At 61.9% G+C, this 15,704-nt stretch carries 15 protein-coding genes; 8 read left to right on the top strand and 7 right to left on the bottom strand.

The window, feature by feature from the left end; translation table 11 throughout:
- Nucleotides 1–59 precede the first annotated feature (59 nt).
- Both RA302_RS28285 and RA302_RS28290 read left to right on the top strand, forming a co-directional pair.
- A complete protein-coding gene (locus tag RA302_RS28285; RefSeq protein ID WP_007735660.1) occupies nt 60–1,406 on the top strand; it encodes an APC family permease in 1,347 nt (448 codons plus the stop codon).
- A gap of 25 nt (nt 1,407–1,431) precedes the next feature.
- Entirely contained in the window at nt 1,432–1,800 is a 369-nt protein-coding gene (locus RA302_RS28290; protein WP_030537445.1) for a hypothetical protein, read from the top strand.
- 50 nt (nt 1,801–1,850) lie between these two features.
- Here the strand turns inward: RA302_RS28290 and RA302_RS28295 are convergent, their stop codons facing one another.
- Both RA302_RS28295 and RA302_RS28300 read right to left on the bottom strand, forming a co-directional pair.
- The gene (locus RA302_RS28295; protein ID WP_003943023.1) at nt 1,851–2,555 is read right to left on the bottom strand and encodes an SDR family oxidoreductase; all 705 of its coding nucleotides are present in this window, start codon (nt 2,553–2,555) and stop codon (nt 1,851–1,853) included.
- A gap of 108 nt (nt 2,556–2,663) precedes the next feature.
- On the bottom strand, nt 2,664–3,998 hold the full coding sequence (locus RA302_RS28300) for an aminotransferase class I/II-fold pyridoxal phosphate-dependent enzyme (RefSeq protein ID WP_225320193.1): 1,335 nt from the start codon (nt 3,996–3,998) through the stop codon (nt 2,664–2,666).
- A 79-nt stretch (nt 3,999–4,077) separates the two neighbouring features.
- Between RA302_RS28300 and RA302_RS28305 the strand changes: the two genes are divergently transcribed.
- Nucleotides 4,078–4,704, top strand: coding sequence for an FMN-binding negative transcriptional regulator (locus tag RA302_RS28305; protein ID WP_030537447.1), 627 nt, complete (start codon nt 4,078–4,080; stop codon nt 4,702–4,704).
- A gap of 39 nt (nt 4,705–4,743) precedes the next feature.
- Here the strand turns inward: RA302_RS28305 and RA302_RS28310 are convergent, their stop codons facing one another.
- On the bottom strand, nt 4,744–5,640 hold the full coding sequence (locus RA302_RS28310; RefSeq protein ID WP_007735622.1) for an SDR family oxidoreductase: 897 nt from the start codon (nt 5,638–5,640) through the stop codon (nt 4,744–4,746).
- Between the two features lie 283 nt (nt 5,641–5,923).
- Here RA302_RS28310 and RA302_RS28315 point away from each other — a divergent pair, with 283 nt between their 5' ends.
- The gene (locus tag RA302_RS28315) at nt 5,924–6,889 is read left to right on the top strand and encodes a hypothetical protein (protein ID WP_030537448.1); all 966 of its coding nucleotides are present in this window, start codon (nt 5,924–5,926) and stop codon (nt 6,887–6,889) included.
- Nucleotides 6,890–6,983: 94 nt separating this feature from the next.
- Here the strand turns inward: RA302_RS28315 and RA302_RS28320 are convergent, their stop codons facing one another.
- A complete protein-coding gene (locus tag RA302_RS28320; RefSeq protein ID WP_007735618.1) occupies nt 6,984–7,592 on the bottom strand; it encodes a TetR/AcrR family transcriptional regulator in 609 nt (202 codons plus the stop codon).
- A 77-nt stretch (nt 7,593–7,669) separates the two neighbouring features.
- Between RA302_RS28320 and RA302_RS28325 the strand changes: the two genes are divergently transcribed.
- Nucleotides 7,670–8,353 (top strand): SDR family oxidoreductase, encoded by a 684-nt coding sequence (locus RA302_RS28325; protein WP_007735616.1) that lies wholly within the window; start codon nt 7,670–7,672, stop codon nt 8,351–8,353.
- A gap of 25 nt (nt 8,354–8,378) precedes the next feature.
- Here RA302_RS28325 and RA302_RS28330 read toward each other — a convergent pair whose 3' ends face one another.
- Together RA302_RS28330 and RA302_RS28335 are read right to left on the bottom strand one after the other, a co-directional pair.
- The gene (locus tag RA302_RS28330; RefSeq protein WP_003942974.1) at nt 8,379–8,783 is read right to left on the bottom strand and encodes a DUF4259 domain-containing protein; all 405 of its coding nucleotides are present in this window, start codon (nt 8,781–8,783) and stop codon (nt 8,379–8,381) included.
- A 109-nt stretch (nt 8,784–8,892) separates the two neighbouring features.
- Nucleotides 8,893–9,978, bottom strand: a complete 1,086-nt coding sequence (locus tag RA302_RS28335) for a PQQ-dependent sugar dehydrogenase (RefSeq protein WP_007735615.1) — start codon at nt 9,976–9,978, stop codon at nt 8,893–8,895.
- Between the two features lie 178 nt (nt 9,979–10,156).
- Between RA302_RS28335 and RA302_RS28340 the strand changes: the two genes are divergently transcribed.
- Entirely contained in the window at nt 10,157–11,365 is a 1,209-nt protein-coding gene (locus RA302_RS28340; protein WP_070162356.1) for an MFS transporter, read from the top strand.
- Nucleotides 11,366–11,392: 27 nt separating this feature from the next.
- Here RA302_RS28340 and RA302_RS28345 read toward each other — a convergent pair whose 3' ends face one another.
- Nucleotides 11,393–12,289: a helix-turn-helix transcriptional regulator gene (locus RA302_RS28345; protein ID WP_030537174.1), complete on the bottom strand. Its 897-nt coding sequence runs from the start codon at nt 12,287–12,289 to the stop codon at nt 11,393–11,395.
- A 134-nt stretch (nt 12,290–12,423) separates the two neighbouring features.
- Here RA302_RS28345 and RA302_RS28350 point away from each other — a divergent pair, with 134 nt between their 5' ends.
- Both RA302_RS28350 and RA302_RS28355 read left to right on the top strand, forming a co-directional pair.
- Nucleotides 12,424–13,446 carry a zinc-dependent alcohol dehydrogenase family protein gene (locus tag RA302_RS28350; RefSeq protein ID WP_030537173.1) on the top strand — a complete coding sequence of 341 codons (1,023 nt, stop codon included), beginning with the start codon at nt 12,424–12,426 and terminating at the stop codon, nt 13,444–13,446.
- Nucleotides 13,447–13,842: 396 nt separating this feature from the next.
- Nucleotides 13,843–15,678 carry an acyl-CoA dehydrogenase gene (locus RA302_RS28355; protein WP_030537172.1) on the top strand — a complete coding sequence of 612 codons (1,836 nt, stop codon included), beginning with the start codon at nt 13,843–13,845 and terminating at the stop codon, nt 15,676–15,678.
- The last annotated feature ends 26 nt before the right edge of the window (nt 15,679–15,704 follow it).

The following is a 15,704-nucleotide window of genomic DNA, read 5'->3' on the forward strand; positions in this document are numbered from 1 at the left end:
GTACATGACTGCTCCTGAGGTGGCGGCACGTCACCATGAAGACAGGATGAACCTTGCACATGCGACGCGCCGCGAGGGCCGAGAACGTGGACGAAACCGCACGCCGCGACGAAGGCGGCGGTACGAACACTCTGACCCGGGCGATAACCGGCCCACTCCTTTTCGTGTTCATCCTCGGAGATGTTCTGGGCGCCGGTATCTACGCGTTGGTGGGCGTCATCGCCGGTGAAGTTGGTGGAGCCGTCTGGGTACCACTGCTCGTAGCGCTCGTCATGGCATTGCTGACAGCAACGTCGTATGCCGAACTGGTCACCAAATATCCGCGAGCGGGCGGCGCAGCCGTCTTCGCCCAACGGGCGTATCGGAAACCACTGATCTCGTTCCTTGTCGGCTTCTCGATGCTGGCGGCCGGCGTAACCAGTGCGGCGGGACTCGCCCTCGCATTCTCGGGCGACTATCTCAAAGCCTTCATCGACGTCCCAACCGTTCCAGCGGCGCTCGTATTCCTGCTCCTGGTGGGACTTCTCAATGCCAGAGGCATCAAGGAGTCGATGCGCGCCAACGTCGTCATGACAGTCGTGGAGGTCACCGGGCTCGTCCTCGTTGTCGTCCTCGCTTGCATAGTTCTCGGGCGCGGCGACGGAACCCTGAGCCGCGTCGTGGAGTTCGACGACAGCCGATCGCCTGCACTCGCGGTGCTGGCTGCGGCACTCCTCGCGTACTACTCTTTTGTCGGCTTCGAAACGTCCGCGAACGTCGCCGAAGAAGTGAAGAACGTGAGCAAGGTCTACCCACGCGCACTGTTCGGAGCATTGCTGACAGCCGGCGCCGCCTATGTCCTTGTCGGCCTGGCTGTCTCGGTGGTCCTGCCCGCCGACGAACTTGCCGCATCCTCCGGGCCACTGCTGGAAGTTGTGTCAGCTGCCGACGTCGGCGTTCCGCCTCGCCTGTTCAGCCTGATCGCGTTGGTCGCCGTCGCCAACGGCGCACTGCTGACAATGATCATGGCGAGCAGGCTGACATACGGGATGGCATCGGAAGGCTTGCTCCCGAGCGTCTTCGCTCGGGTACTGCCGCAGCGACGGACCCCCTGGGTGGCGATTATCGCGACCACCGCCGTCGCCATGGCTCTCTGCGTCACCGGATCGCTGTCAGCCCTGGCGGAGACGGTGGTACTCCTGCTGCTTTTCGTATTCATCAGCACCAACATCGCCGTCCTGGTTCTGCGCCGTGACGCAGTGCAACACAAACACTTCCGAACGCCGATCATCTTCCCGATCCTCGCTCTCGGTACGTGCGTTGCGTTGCTCACCCAGCAGAGCGCTGCGACGTGGTTACGCGCATCATTACTCTTGGCCGTCGGAGTAGTGCTGTACGCCCTCTCCCACCGCCGATCCACGAAGTGAGGTGCGATGTACAGGAGCCGGTGTGATGACCGACAGTTCTGACGCGTCAGATGTAATTCAGCGTCGAGAGCGAAAGATCAACAGGCGAACCCTGACGTACGGCGTGTCAGTCGTTCTGGCTACCGCGGTTTTGGTTATCGCGATCGTGTGGTTGGGCTCCCGGCGGGGCGAATGCTTCGGTACCGACACCTTGCTGTGCTCACAGAAGGATCGCCGACTGGCGGTCTTCGTCCCGAGCCTGATGTTGCTGCTCGGGACCGTGGGCGCGTTCTTGCGAGCCTCCCTGCGATTGCACCGCCTGCGGCGCCTCTACATCCGGCCGTACATGGCGTGGGCCTTGGCGGGCCTCACCCTGACGTATCTGACCGGAGCTCACTTCTTGATCGGGGTTTAGATTCTCTGAATACGTCTGTTCAGCAACCAGATTGAGTCGACAGCCGCAAATCAGAATCGCGGATCGTCGATCGCAGTGAGGACTACTTCCCGCACTGACGTCGAAGACGACAAACTCGAGATCGAGCGCACCGTATCCACAACGTCATGTACCGGGACCAGAGATCCCTCTCCCCTGGCGGCAGCGACGTCTCGGGGCACGTCGAGTCCGTCTTCTGTATTGAGATATCCGAGATGAAGGACAGTCACGGCGAGTCTGTCCTTCCGGTAGCCCTCTCTCAACGCGTCGGCAATGCCGTTGATCGCGAACTTCGATGCACCGAACGCAACCTCCGGCCTACCGCTTCGCGGGAGTCCCGAGGTGGACCCGGTCAAGATGATCCGAGGTCGAGGACGGCCGATCATTCTCGGGATCAGGCGCTTGAGCAGGAGAATTGTGGCCGTGATGTTGGCGTTGATCATTTCGAGCATTTCCATGTCCGATTGTTCTGCGAATGCATAGTCAGTGGTGAAGGCGTCCCCTTCCCAAATCCCGACGTTGCAAATCAGGGTGTCTACACCTCCGACAAGCTCCTGATCGATCGAGTTCGCCGCCGTAACAGGGTCGGTCAGGTCTACTTCGATCCACTCGGAGACGTCGAACCCGTCAGGGCGCCGCCGAGAGATGCCGAGAACTTCGTGGCCGTCGCTCCTCAGTCCCTCGATCAAAGCACGACCGAGACCTCGGCTCGCACCGACAACAACCGCCCTCGCCACAATTACACCCTTCGTCGTCGCTCGAACCGATCCTATCGATCCAGCCGTCGCCGGTAGTTTCGTCGAGAAGCGAGAGACTCAGATTCGCACCGTAGTGCAGCTGGACAACTACGGGCTCGCCAATATTTCAGCCAGGGCACTGGCGAACTCGCGTGCTTGGTCAGAGGTGATGGTGGAGGCGGTCACACGAAGTGCCCGGTGGCACTGACCCGGCGTCGCCGAGAACTGACTTCCGTCCCGCACGAGCCAGCCAGACTCGGCGAGTCGCTCGACAATCGGTTCGGAATCCCGATCCAGCGGAACCCAGACATTGAGTCCGTCGAAAGTGTCAGGAACCTCGATATCATGTTCTGACAGTGCAGATTTCAGAAGGGTTCGGCGGCGCTCGTAGACAGCGCGAGCATTGGCGAGGCCGTCGATCACCGTCGGATCACTCAGCAGTTCAGCACTCAAGCGCTGCTGCAGGTGACTGACCCAGTTGGCGCCCGACCGGAGATGAGTGCTCAGCCGAATGCCGGTGTCGAGGTCCGAGGCGACCACTGCCACGCGCAGGTCGGGCCCGAGAAATTTCGACACGGAACGAACAAGCGCCCACCGCGTCGTGCTCATCGGAGCGAGCCGACAGTACCGATTGCTGGACACGGCAGAGAAGTGATCGTCCTCGATTACCAGAACGTGAGGGAACTCGGCCAGGATGCTTCCGAGAATCGCCGCTCGGTCGGCGCTCATGCTGACCCCGGTGGGGTTGTGCGCACGAGGGGTGCAAATAATCGCGCGCACACCACTTTCGAGAGCACGCAGCAGCCCTTGCGGGGTAATACCCGAAGTGTCGATGTCCATCGGTACCGCTCGGAAGCTGTTGGCTTTGAGCGTTCCGATGCTCGCCAGGAAGCACGGATCCTCGATCGCGACGGCGTCACCTCGGGTCAAATGAGCGGTCAACAGTCGCTCGACCGCGTCAACGGCACCGTTGGTGATGGTGATCGAGCACGGCCTTAGAACCTCGTCCTCGATCGAGGAACGTGCCCAGGAATCGAGTAGAGGCTCGGTGGCTGCGGCGCCGTACAACCGGGGCGTGTAAGTGGTCCGGTCCAACGAGGCTCTGAGATCAGGCAGCAATGCCGGATCAGGATTTCCGCTGGCGAGATCCACGCTGCCAGGAAGAGCGATACCGCCTTCTCCTTCCAGGAACGGTATGGCTCGCACGAAGCTGCCGCGCCGGCCCTGTGTCTCCACAACTCCCGCCGCCACGAGCAAGCGATAGGCTCCGGCAACTGTGTTCCGGTGAACCTCGAGATCGTCGGCCAAGGCCCGTATGGGCGGCAACGCATCCCCTGGAGCCAGTACCCCAGCACTGATGAGATTGCGGATGCCCTCGGAAATCTCGCCCGCTGTCCCGCGGACGACATAGAGCCTCACCTGGTCCGCCACAGTGCTGGTCACAGGCTCACTCTATTAGCACATGACAAAACCTCCACGCTGTGACACATTGTCACATGACAAAAAATCTGTGAGGAGACACATGATTCTGCCCGGACAATTCCGCCTCTCCGACGACGCGGTCGCCGACTCTCTCCACGCCGGTGGATTCGGACACCTGGTCACACCGGGCCCCGAGACCCTCGAAGTCACGTCGATGCCACTGCTGTACAACGCCGAAGGAAACGTGTTGGAGGGGCATCTCGCCCGGACGAATCCGCATTGGCGATACACCGGGACATCGGAGTCTCTGGTGATCCTCCCCGGCGCCGACGCCTACGTGAGCCCCGAGTTCTACCCGAGCAAGAGCGTCCACGGGAAGGTCGTCCCGACGTGGAACTACGAAGTTCTCTACGTCTACGGCCAACTGGTTGCGCACGACGACGAGCAGTGGCTGCGTGCGCACGTCACCGCACTGACAGCTCGACATGAATCCGGCCGTGAGAACGAATGGAAGGTCACCGACGCGCCGCCGCAGTTCGTCGATGCGCAGCTGCGAGGGATTGTGGGGATCGAACTGCACGTGGCCCGTGTCTACGGAAAAGCGAAGTTGAATCAAAACCGTTCCCCCGCTGATCGCTCCGGCGTCATCCGGGGTCTGGAGAAGGGCTCATTCTCCGAACGAGAGACCGCCGCAGCGATGGTCGCCGCGGGCCTCGACAACGGTTGACCGTTACGCCGTCGTCGTACGCCTTGTCTAGTCGCACATTCAGGTGAGCGGTTTTCCACCCGTCACGCCGATGACTTCCCCAGTGGTGTAACTGGATTCGCCAGAGGCGAGAAATACATAGGCGGGAGCAAGCTCGGCCGGCTGACCTGCCCGCCCGAGCGGAACGTCGTCCCCGAACGTCTCGAACTTCTCCTTGGGCATCGTAGCCGGAATCAGTGGCGTCCAAATCGGTCCAGGTGCAACGGCATTGACCCTGATTCCCTTTCGTGCGACATCGGCGGCCAGTCCCTTGGTGAAGTCGATGATGCCCGCCTTTGTCGTGGCGTAATCGAGCAGCTCGGGCGACGGGGACGCACCTTGGATGGACGAGGTATTCACGATCGTCGATCCGGGCTCCATCTGCGCGATCGCTGCTTTGGAGAGCCAAAATAGTGCGTAGAGGTTGGTTTTCATCACACGGTCGAATTGTTCGGTGGTGATATCGGCGATGCCGCCCATCTGCACCATCTGAAACGCGGCGTTGTTCACCAAGATGTCGAGTCCGCCGAGTTCACGCACCGCGGTTTCGACCAAAGCAGAACAGTGTTCCTCGCTTCGGAGATCTCCCGGCACCGAGACGGCTTTGCGACCTGCCTCCTCGACCCAGCGAGCGGTTTCCCGAGCGTCCTGTTCTTCCTCGTCGAGATAACTCAGGACAACGTCCGCGCCTTCTCTGGCAAATGCAATCGCGACCGCACGTCCGATGCCCGAATCCGCTCCGGTGACAATCGCACGCCTTCCTTCGAGTCGACCGCTTCCTCGATAGGTGTTTTCACCGTGGTCGGGAGGAGAAATCATGTCTGCGGTGAGACCGGGATGTGCGATCTCCGCCTGCCGCTCACGCACAGGAGCGGGGAACCGCGTGGTCGGGTCCTGCATTGCGTACTGGTCCGGCATATCGATACTCCTCAGGTGACGCAGTTTCTCGTGGGCTTCTGGATGGATGCACTGCACATGCCTCCTTCCCGCCGAATAGAAATCGAAACCTCGGGGTGGCCGGGATCTCACTCGTCCTGGCGCCGACGATCTCGGTGCGTCGACCCCACTTGTTCGTTGTGGTTACTACGCGGTAGGTCGGGGTAGCCCGCGTAGCGGCGGTGGCTCCGCGACCCGCGGAGCACTCGTCGAGCAGAAGCTGAACATCACGTAAAGCACGCACCGACGAAGGGACGACCCCGATATGAGCAACTCCGAAACCACGTCCGCCTTGATCACCCAGTTACGCATCCTCCTCGGTCTGACGCACACCGAGATCCAGGTCGCCGAAACGCGCGTCGCACAGGCCAGAACCGAGGCTGTTCGACGCGAATTGACGGAAAACGCAGAGAACGGCCGTGAAAGGGCGAGTTCCATAGAGTCCACTGTTCGCGATCTGGGGGGCGTGCCGGAATTGGTCGGTCCGTTCATCGGACGCGCGACAGCCGGAGTGAAAGCGATGGTCGAACAGGCTCAGCCCTTCGACGAAGCGGTATTGGGAGACCTTGCGCTCGAACATCAACTCCTCGACCGCTCCCGCTACCTCAAGGCCCTGGCCACTGCCGGCGGCGATCAGACCGTCGCGGCGTTGGCCGACCGCCTCATCGCTGCACACTCCGCGACCGTGGACTGGCTCACGACTGTCTTGGCCGAAGAGGCACTCGGTGGACCGGCAGCTTTGCGCCGCACACCGATGCAAGCTGCCACCGGCGCGGCGATACGGCTGGTCAACGTTCCGGTCTCCTGGTCCACCCGCAGTCTCGACCGTGCCATCGACGCTGTTCGCACCTCACCGCCGGTACTGGGTGAGCTGATCAGCTGGGGCGCATATGCCGGTGACGTGACTGTGAAAACACTCTCGGCCAGTAGGGATGCGGCCATCGCCACGGCTGAGAAGGTCACTCGCCGAGAAGGTGCTGACGGTGCCGCCGACGTCTTCCGTTCGGTACGGAAGTCGAGTGGGCTACTCGACCCCACTGAACTTCCCATCGAAGACTTCGACGAACTCAACGTCACCCAAGCCGTCTCCGCCGTGAAGGAACTGACCGACGCCGCACAGGTGCGGGACATCGTTGCGTACGAGGAAGCGCACAAGAACCGACACGGCGTCGTATCCGCTGCCCAGGCAAGACTCGCAGCGATCGCCCAGGAAGTCGTCGGAATCAACTAGAGCGTTCAATCGACATATCGAGAGTCCGACTCTCGGAACCGCGAGCACTGGACCTCGTGAAAGCGGGATTCGCGGCCAGGGGCACCCGAGACCGTCAAGAAGATGACAGCGGCTCTCGAAGCCCTCTGATCAGTTCGACGCGCGCGGAATCGAGAATTTCCTCGGAGAGCGGGGAACCCTTGGTAGCTCGCGAAAGAACCAGTGCACCGAGCATGGTGGAGAGCCGGAGGAGACCGACAGCTTCGTCGTCGGCAAGAGCTGCGGCAAAATCCCCCACTCCCTCCGTGTAAACCCGACGGGCCTCGCTGTCTGCAGGCTCGCGCGCCATGTCGGCGGCGAGCGCAGCAGCGGGGCATCCGTCTGCCGGGTTGTCGCGATGCGCCACCGAGAGATAGGTATCGATCAAAGCTTTTCGGGCGGAGTCACGTTGCCCTGCATGCTCTTCGAGTCCCGCAGAATGCAGCTGAGCCAGTTCCTTGAAGGCGTGGGTGGTCGCTTCGTCGATGAGAGCGTCCTTGGACGCGAACTGCTTGTAGAAGCCACCGTGGGTCAGCCCCGACGCCTTCATCAGGTCGGCGACGCTGAGGTGAGTGCCCTTCTCTCGGAACAGTCGGGCTGCGGTTTCCACGACGCGCCGACGGTTCTCTTCCGCTTGTTGCTGCGATACGCGGCCCATCACAACGCCTTCCAGTTTGGATTTCACTTGACATCTATCCTAGCCGACACTTAGATTTGATTCATAATCTAAACGTCACGAGCAATCACAACTCTGGGAGAATCATGGACCTGAACAAGACGGTTGCGGTCGTCACAGGAGCCAATCGCGGGCTCGGACGCCATCTGGCTGCGGGACTCGTCGAGCGCGGCGCAAAGGTGTACGCGGCTGCGCGCAATCCGGAAACTGTCGATCTACCCGGCGTCATCCCCCTGAGGTTGGACGTGACGGACGCCGAATCGATAACCGCCGCCGCGCAAATCGCATCGGATGTGACCTTGCTGGTCAACAACGCAGGTATCTCTACCTCGGCGCCCTTGATCGGGGGCGACATCGATGACATTCGACGAGAGATGGACGTCAACTTCTACGGCCCGCTCGCCGTGACCCGGGCGTTTGCTCCTGTCATCGAAAACAACGACGGCGGAACAATACTCAACGTTCTGTCGGTGCTGTCCTGGTTCCATCCAGCCGCGCTCGGGTCTTACGCGTCGTCGAAGGCAGCGGCCTGGGCGATGACCGACGCCGTTCGAGAAGAACTTGCGCCGCGCAAAATCTCCGTATCGGCACTGCATGTCGCATACATGGATACCGACATGGCCGCTGGCGTACCCGCCGAACAGAAGATCGATCCTGCCGACGTCGCCGCGCAAGCACTGGACGGTATCGAAAGCGGGCTCGCCGAGATCCTCGCTGACGACACCACCCGGTACGTCAAGGGGAGTCTGTCCTCGTCGAACTCCGAGTAAGCAAGGGACTGCAGACGAGTGACGCTTACCCCACCGTTTTGAGGCTGGCCAATCTGCTCAGGATCGGTGCCCGCCAAGCTGCGAGGTCTTCCGGACCGTTCTCTTCCCACAACTCGTACAACTCCGAAGTGTCGCTGTCGGAAACTGCACGCTCGAGTGCGGAGAGGACCCAACTCTTCTGCTCCGGGCTCAAGGTGCTGACGTACCCGGCGGCGTCAATTCCATCCAGCTGCACAGGCTTCGGCGCAACGCCGTGCGCAACCGCAAGAATCTCGGCGACGGCGATTGCTGTTTGAGCATCATCGGCATCGAGATAACCGCCATCGGGGTGGCTAGCGTAATCGTCGATGTCGTAGTCACCCGCCTGTACTGCGCTGAGCAGGTCGCCCGCTACGTCGTTGTCGAAAGGTCCTGAACCCCAAGTCCCCATGCTGTCTCTCCGATCCGTACCCGGCGCACCTGTCGTAAAGATATTAGTGAATCACAGGCTTCGGCCAGGACCCTCGGGCTGGAAGTACTGCGTTCGCCGGAAATCGACATCAGCGCAACGGCACGCGAAGGATGCGGTCATCACCGGGGTTGGGGTCGCCACGACCGTCGGTGTTGTTCGTCAGTATCCACAGCGACCCGTCCGGTGCGACTACAACATCACGGAGGCGCCCGTATTCGTCGACGAATTGCTCGTCGGCGGTCGCGGGATCGGTCAAGGGCACCGTGCGGAGTCGCTCACCACGAAGATTGGCGATGTAGATCGTGCCGTCGTGGATGGCGATTCCGCTGGGACTGGCATCATCCGGTGACCATTGTTGGAGCGGGTCGATGAATCCGTCTTCACCCGCAATCCCTTCGACCTCGGGCCACCCGTAGTTTCCGCCTGCTTCGATCTTGTTGAGCTCGTCCCAGGTGTCCTGCCCGAACTCGCTGGCGTACATCGTGCCGTCCTCGGTCCAGGCAATGCCCTGGGAGTTGCGGTGGCCGTAGCTGTAGACAAACGAGTTCGGAAATGGATTATCTAGCGGCACATCGCCATCCGGAGTCATTCGAAGGATTTTCCCGGACATCGAGTCGAGGTCCTGAGCTCTGACTCGACTACCGGCATCACCGACGGTCACGTACAGCATCCCGTCCGGGCCGAACGCGATGCGACCACCGTTGTGGTAGTTGGCCGAAGCGAGCCCGTCGAGAATCGTCTCGGCCGGCCCGAGCGCGAATTCCCCCGGAGCACCGATGATGTCGAAGCGTTCGATCCTGTTCTCCCCGTTCGCGGTGAAGTACGCGTACAGGCGGTTTTCACGTACTGCGATCCCTAGTAAACCACCCTCACCTCTGGGGCTGACGCCGTCGACGACTCCCACCTCGCGGCTGTTTCCGCCGGCGTCGAGTTCGAGGATTCGCGCGCTGTCGCGCTCACTGACAAGTGGTGTATCGCCGTGGAATGCGATCGACCAGGGCGCGTCCAAGCCGTCGGCGACGGTCTCGGGTTCACCGAAGGCCGCGGCGGGCGCCGATCGTGTTGTCGTGCTTGCCTGCGGACCGGGCCCTTCAGGATCCTCGCTACCGCAGGCAGTCAGGAAGGCCGAAAGGAGCACTGCGGCGCCGAGCCCTCGGATCTGTCGTCGTGTCATGGGCGCGCCTCCCGGGTTCAGGCAGTCTTTGCGCCGACGGTAGCGCGCAATCGGCCACACCGGGAGTCCCTTCGAGTACCCCCAACGACCGGGACTCCCTCGCAGGCGACAGGCGTGATGCCCTGGACGGGTGCGCCACGACATGCGCGTCGTCAACAGAAAGAGAACTGACCACCTCATGATTTCCGCCCCGACCGTCGAAGAAACCGGCCGCCTGCCGCTCGTGATCTACGTGCTGGCCGTCGGAGTTTTCTTGATGGGCACAACCGAATTCGTCGTCGCCGGCATTCTTCCCGAGATTGCGGGTGACCTCGGGACGTCGATCGCGAACGTCGGCCTGATGATCACCGTCTTCGCGATCGGAATGATTGTCGGCACGCCGGCGATGGCGATCTTGACACTCAGGGTTCCCCGACGCGTGACCTTGAGCTCGGCCCTGATTGTTTTCGCGATCGGACACGTCATCGTCGCGCTCTCGTCCAACTTCGGACTCATTCTCGGCGCCCGCTTCCTCACAGCCGTGGCGACGGGCGCATTCTGGGCAGTCGCTGCAGTGGTCGGAGCAAAAGCGGCAGGCCCGGCGTCTTCCTCGCGCGCGCTCGGCATCGTCTTGGGTGGAGGCATGCTCGCGAACGTCATCGGTGTTCCGCTCGGCGCTCTGGCCGGTCAGAGCATCGGGTGGCGTGGTCCTTTCTGGGCCCTCGCCGCCCTCGCACTCGTCGCCGCGGCCGTCGTCCACCGATTGGTACCCGCCGACACCGACTCCGGTGCGGTGCCGTCCTGGCGAGCGGAGATCGCGAGCCTACGGGACGGACGCATCTGGCTCGTTCTGTCCGGTTGCGCCGTCGTGTGCGGGTCGTCGCTGGCGGCGTACAGCTTCATCTCTCCGCTGTTGACCGAGAACACGGGACTTGCTGCGTCGGCAGTGCCGCTAGTGCTTGTCGGCTACGGACTCGGTGCGTTCGTCGGCTCCAATCTCGGCGGTCGACTCGGTGCGAAGCATCAGTACGGGGTCTTGTTCGTCTCGGCAGCGATGACGTTTCTCGTGCTCGGGGCGCTCTGCCTCTTCTCGCACAACGTGATCGTGACAGTGATTCTCGTAGTAATGCTGGGACTATTCGGCATGTCGACCAATCCCATCCTGATCGGGATGGCTGTGCGTTATGCCGATCAGGCGCCGACGATGGCTTCTGCTCTCAGCACCTCGTCGTTCAATCTGGGCACGGCGGTCGGCTCCTGGATCGCCGGGTTTGCGTTCGCCTCGAGTCTCGGTGCCACTGGGCCGGTGTTGGTAGGCACCGGCGTTGCCGCTCTCTACTTTCTGCCGCTGATGATCCTGTTGCGCAAGGAACGCACGAAGCGCACCGCCGTCGAAGTCGTCAACTGACGACCCGATCAACCGTCGCGCAGTTCGTCAGCCGTCCGTCAGCGACCGCTCCGACACGTGAGGCGAAGAGTCCGCATTCTCACTGGCTGCCAACGAGGCGAGTAACTGCATCCGTTCCGCGGACGGCGATCCCGGCTCTGCGGTGTAGATCGTGAGCGTCAACCCCGGCTCGGCGGCCATCTCCAAACCTTCGAAGGCAAGCGTCAGCTCCCCCACGGCGGAGTGGTGAAATGTCTTGAATCCGGTGCCGTGATGGCGGACGTCGTGCGCGCCCCACCGACGCCGGAATTCCTCACTCCGAGTGCTGAGTTCACCGATCAGATCGTGCAATTCCTTGTTGTGAGGATCTCGCCCGGCCTCGGTTCGCAGAATCGAGACGGTCACCTCGGCAAACTCGTTCCAGTCCGGATAAAACTCGAAAGCCCTTTCGTCGAGGAACGTGAAGCGCGCGATGTTCGGGGGCTGCCCCGGCATGTCGTAGAGGTCCTTGTAGAACGCACGCGCGAGTGGGTTGACAGCAAGAAGATCCATGCGACCGTTCCGCACGAAAGCGGGTCCCGCGGTGACTGCATCAAGCGCCCACTGCAGGCTCTGATGGGGCTTCCAGCCCTTCGCATTTCGCCGACGCGGGGGTCTGGCTACCGGGCTTGCCGCGTGCGCGAGATCAAAAAGGTGGGCGCGCTCGGCGTCGTCGAGTCGTAAGGCCTTCGCGATACTGTCGAGTACACCCGGCGATGCGCCGCTGATCGCTCCGCGCTCGAGCCTCGTGTAGTACTCGACGCTCACGCCGGCGAGGGTTGCCACTTCACTTCGACGTAGACCGTCCACGCGGCGGTTCGATCCGGCCGGAAGTCCAACTTGTTCGGGCGTGACTCGGGCGCGCCGCGAGGTCAGGAATTCGCGTACTTGCGCTCGATCGTCCATGCCATCGAGCGTAAGTCAGTGACCGGTAGCGAGGGAGTCCCTCGCAGTACCACTATCGCGCGGGACTCCCGCACGCCGCCAAATCGTGATCAGGTTGAAGTGACACGAGAAAACCGATGGTGAGGAGCCACGTCATGCGCGCTGTCGTCATGCATGCCCCCGGCGACGTCCGGGTCGAAGAGATCGAAGCGCCGGTGATCGTCGAACCGACCGACGCGATCATTCGCGTTACAGCCACCTGCGTCTGCGGTTCCGACCTCTGGCCGTACCGCGGCATCGAAGAGCTGAATGGCCCGACGCCGATGGGACACGAATACGTGGGCGTCGTCGAACAGGTCGGCCCCGACGTCAACGACATCGAAGTTGGGGACTTCGTCGTGGGCTCGTTCGTCGCGTCGGACAACACCTGCGAAATCTGCGAGGCCGGCTTTCAGTCTCGCTGTATCCACCAGGTCATGATGGGCTCGGTCGGCACCCAATCCGAATACGCTCGCATCCCGCTCGCGGACGGCACCCTCGTCCCTGTCCACGGAGAGCCGACCGAGCGGCAGGCCCGCAGCCTCCTTGCAGCCTCCGACGTACTCGGCACCGGTTGGTTCGCCGCCGTAGCTGCGGAAGCCGGACCTGGCAAAACGGTCGCCGTCGTCGGCGACGGCGCAGTCGGACTTTTGGCGATCCTCGCTGCCAGACAACTCGGCGCCGAGCGGATCATTGCCATGTCACGTCACGCCGACCGGCAGGCACTCGCCACACAATTCGGCGCCACCGACATCGTCGAAGAGCGGGGCGACGCGGGCATCGCGAAGATCAAGGAACTCACCGGCGGCTACGGCGCCCACTCGACCGTCGAAGCCGTAGGTACCCAAGAATCGATGATGCAGGCTATCGGAGCTACCCGCCCCGGCGGACATGTCGGCTACGTCGGGGTATCCCACGGCGTCGAACTCGACGGCATGAACCTGTTCTTCGCGACGGTGAGCCTGCTCGGCGGTCCCGCGCCGGTCAGGCGATTCCTACCCGAACTGATCGAGCTCATCATGACCGACCAGATCGACCCAGGCATCGTCTTCGACCTCACTCTCCCGTTGGAGGACGCCGCCGCAGGCTACCGGGCGATGGACGAGCGGCGCGCCACCAAAGTGCTACTCACCCTCTGACCGATACCAAAGGCTCACGAAACAGAACTGGCTCTACACGCCGGTCGAGGAACGTCTCGGCTACCAACGAGAGGCGCTCTTGGTCTACCGATCAGCATGTTCACTGATCACACCGAATGCGTATGATGCCGAAGGTGAGGACGGGCACTTCAATTGGTGCGCAGCTGCTTTGATCGTAGAGGATGCTACGCGACTGATATGCGCCCCCACCAGCGGAAACCGATTGTACGAGTGAATGTTTCATTGAGAGCGACTCGGCGCTACTTTGTAGCAACGGCACTCGTCTCTACCTACGGTTGCGTACTGAATTCCTTGTGGGGCAGGCTTTCTTGTGTACTGCTGACGAGCCGTATCTGCTGACGAATCGTATTGCTGACGAACCAAGGTCGGAGAACAATGGGTCACTACAAAAGCAACGTGCGTGATATCGAGTTCAATCTGTTCGAGGTACTCGGGATCGGCGAACTGTTGGATGTCGGCGCTTACGGGGACCTCGACACCGACACTGTGCGCAACATTCTTGCGGAAGTAGCGAGACTGGCAGAAGGCCCGGTCGCCGCGTCCTTCGCCGACGCGGATCGGAACCCTGTCGAATTCGACGCACCCAATCACGCAGTTGTGGTCCCGGAACCTCTGCGCAAGACGGTCGAGGCGGTGAACGAGGCCGGCTGGTCGCGACTCGGCCTACCAGAAGGCATGGGTGGTGTTCCTGCTCCTGCACCGTTGGTCTGGGCGATCGGCGAAATGTTGGTCGCGGCAAACGGATCCGCAAGCTTTTTCAACATGGGTCCACTGATGGCGAGCGTGCTCTACACCATCGGAAACGAACAGCAAAAACACTGGGCCAAAGAAGGATTCGAGCGCGGATGGGCCGGAACGATGGTGCTCACCGAACCAGACGCCGGATCCGATGTAGGCGCAGGCCGAACAAAGGCAATCGCGCAGGACGACGGCACCTGGCACATCGAGGGCGTCAAGCGGTTCATCTCCGGTGGCGACGTCGGAGACACGGCCGAGAACCTCTTCCACTTGGTGCTTGCCCGGCCCGAGGGCGCCGGTCCAGGAACCAAAGGTTTGAGCCTGTTCTACGTTCCGAAGTCCCATTTCAACTCGGACACACTTGAACTGGGAGAGCGCAACGGCGTGTACGTCACCGGCGTCGAGCACAAGATGGGTCTCAAGTCTTCCCCAACTTGTGAGCTCACCTTCGGAGCGACGGATGTTCCTGCCGTCGGCTGGCTCGTGGGTGATGTCCACAACGGTATCGCCCAGATGTTCCAGGTCATCGAGAACGCTCGAATGATGGTGGGCACCAAGGCTACCGGAACACTGTCCACCGGCTATCTCAACGCCCTCGAGTATGCGAAAGAACGAATTCAAGGTGCAGACCTTACCGAGCTGACAAACAAGACCGCACCCCGTGTGGCCATTACGCATCACCCCGACGTCCGACGCAGCCTGGCGATGCAGAAGGCCTACGCCGAAGGCCTCCGAGCGGTCTACCTCTACACCGCTGCACACCAGAATGCTGATGTCGCCGAGTTGGTTTCGGGGGCGGATGCCGAATTGGCGGCGCGGGTCAACGATCTGCTGCTGCCGATCGTCAAGGGCGTCGGTTCCGAAAAGGCCTACGAACTGCTCACCGAGAGCCTGCAGACCCTGGGCGGCTCCGGTTATCTTCAGGACTACCCCATCGAGCAGTACATCCGCGATGCCAAGATCGACACCCTGTACGAGGGCACCACGGCAATCCAGGCGCAGGACTTCTTCTTTCGGAAGATCGCACGCGACCGCGGCGTTGCACTCGCTCACGTAGCCGGTCGCATACGAGAGTTCATCGACAGTGAGGCCGGGAACGGTCGACTCAAGGCCGAGCGAGTCCTACTCGAGACCGCCTTGACCGACGTGCAGGAGATGGCCGGGACGCTCACCGGGTATCTGATGGCTTCCCAGGACCAACCCTCCGAGTTGTACAAGATAGGCCTCGGCTCGGTGCGCTTTCTGTACGCGGTAGGCGACCTGCTCATCGGATGGCGCCTGTTGGTGCAAGCGGAAGTCGCGTTGGCAGCCTTGGACCGTGAAGCGCCTGCAAAGGACCGGTCGTTCTTCCGGGGCAAGGTGGTCATCGCGTCGTACTTCGCCAAGAACATCCTGCCTATCCTCGCGTCGACCAAAGAAATCCTGGGTTCCCTCGACAACGAGATCATGGAACTCGAGGAAGACGCATTCTGACAACGTGCCACGCGCGGTATGGGTGG

The sequence above is a fragment of the Rhodococcus sp. DN22 genome (genome assembly GCF_036669995.1).
Taxonomy (GTDB): Bacteria; Actinomycetota; Actinomycetes; order Mycobacteriales; family Mycobacteriaceae; genus Rhodococcus_F; species Rhodococcus_F erythropolis.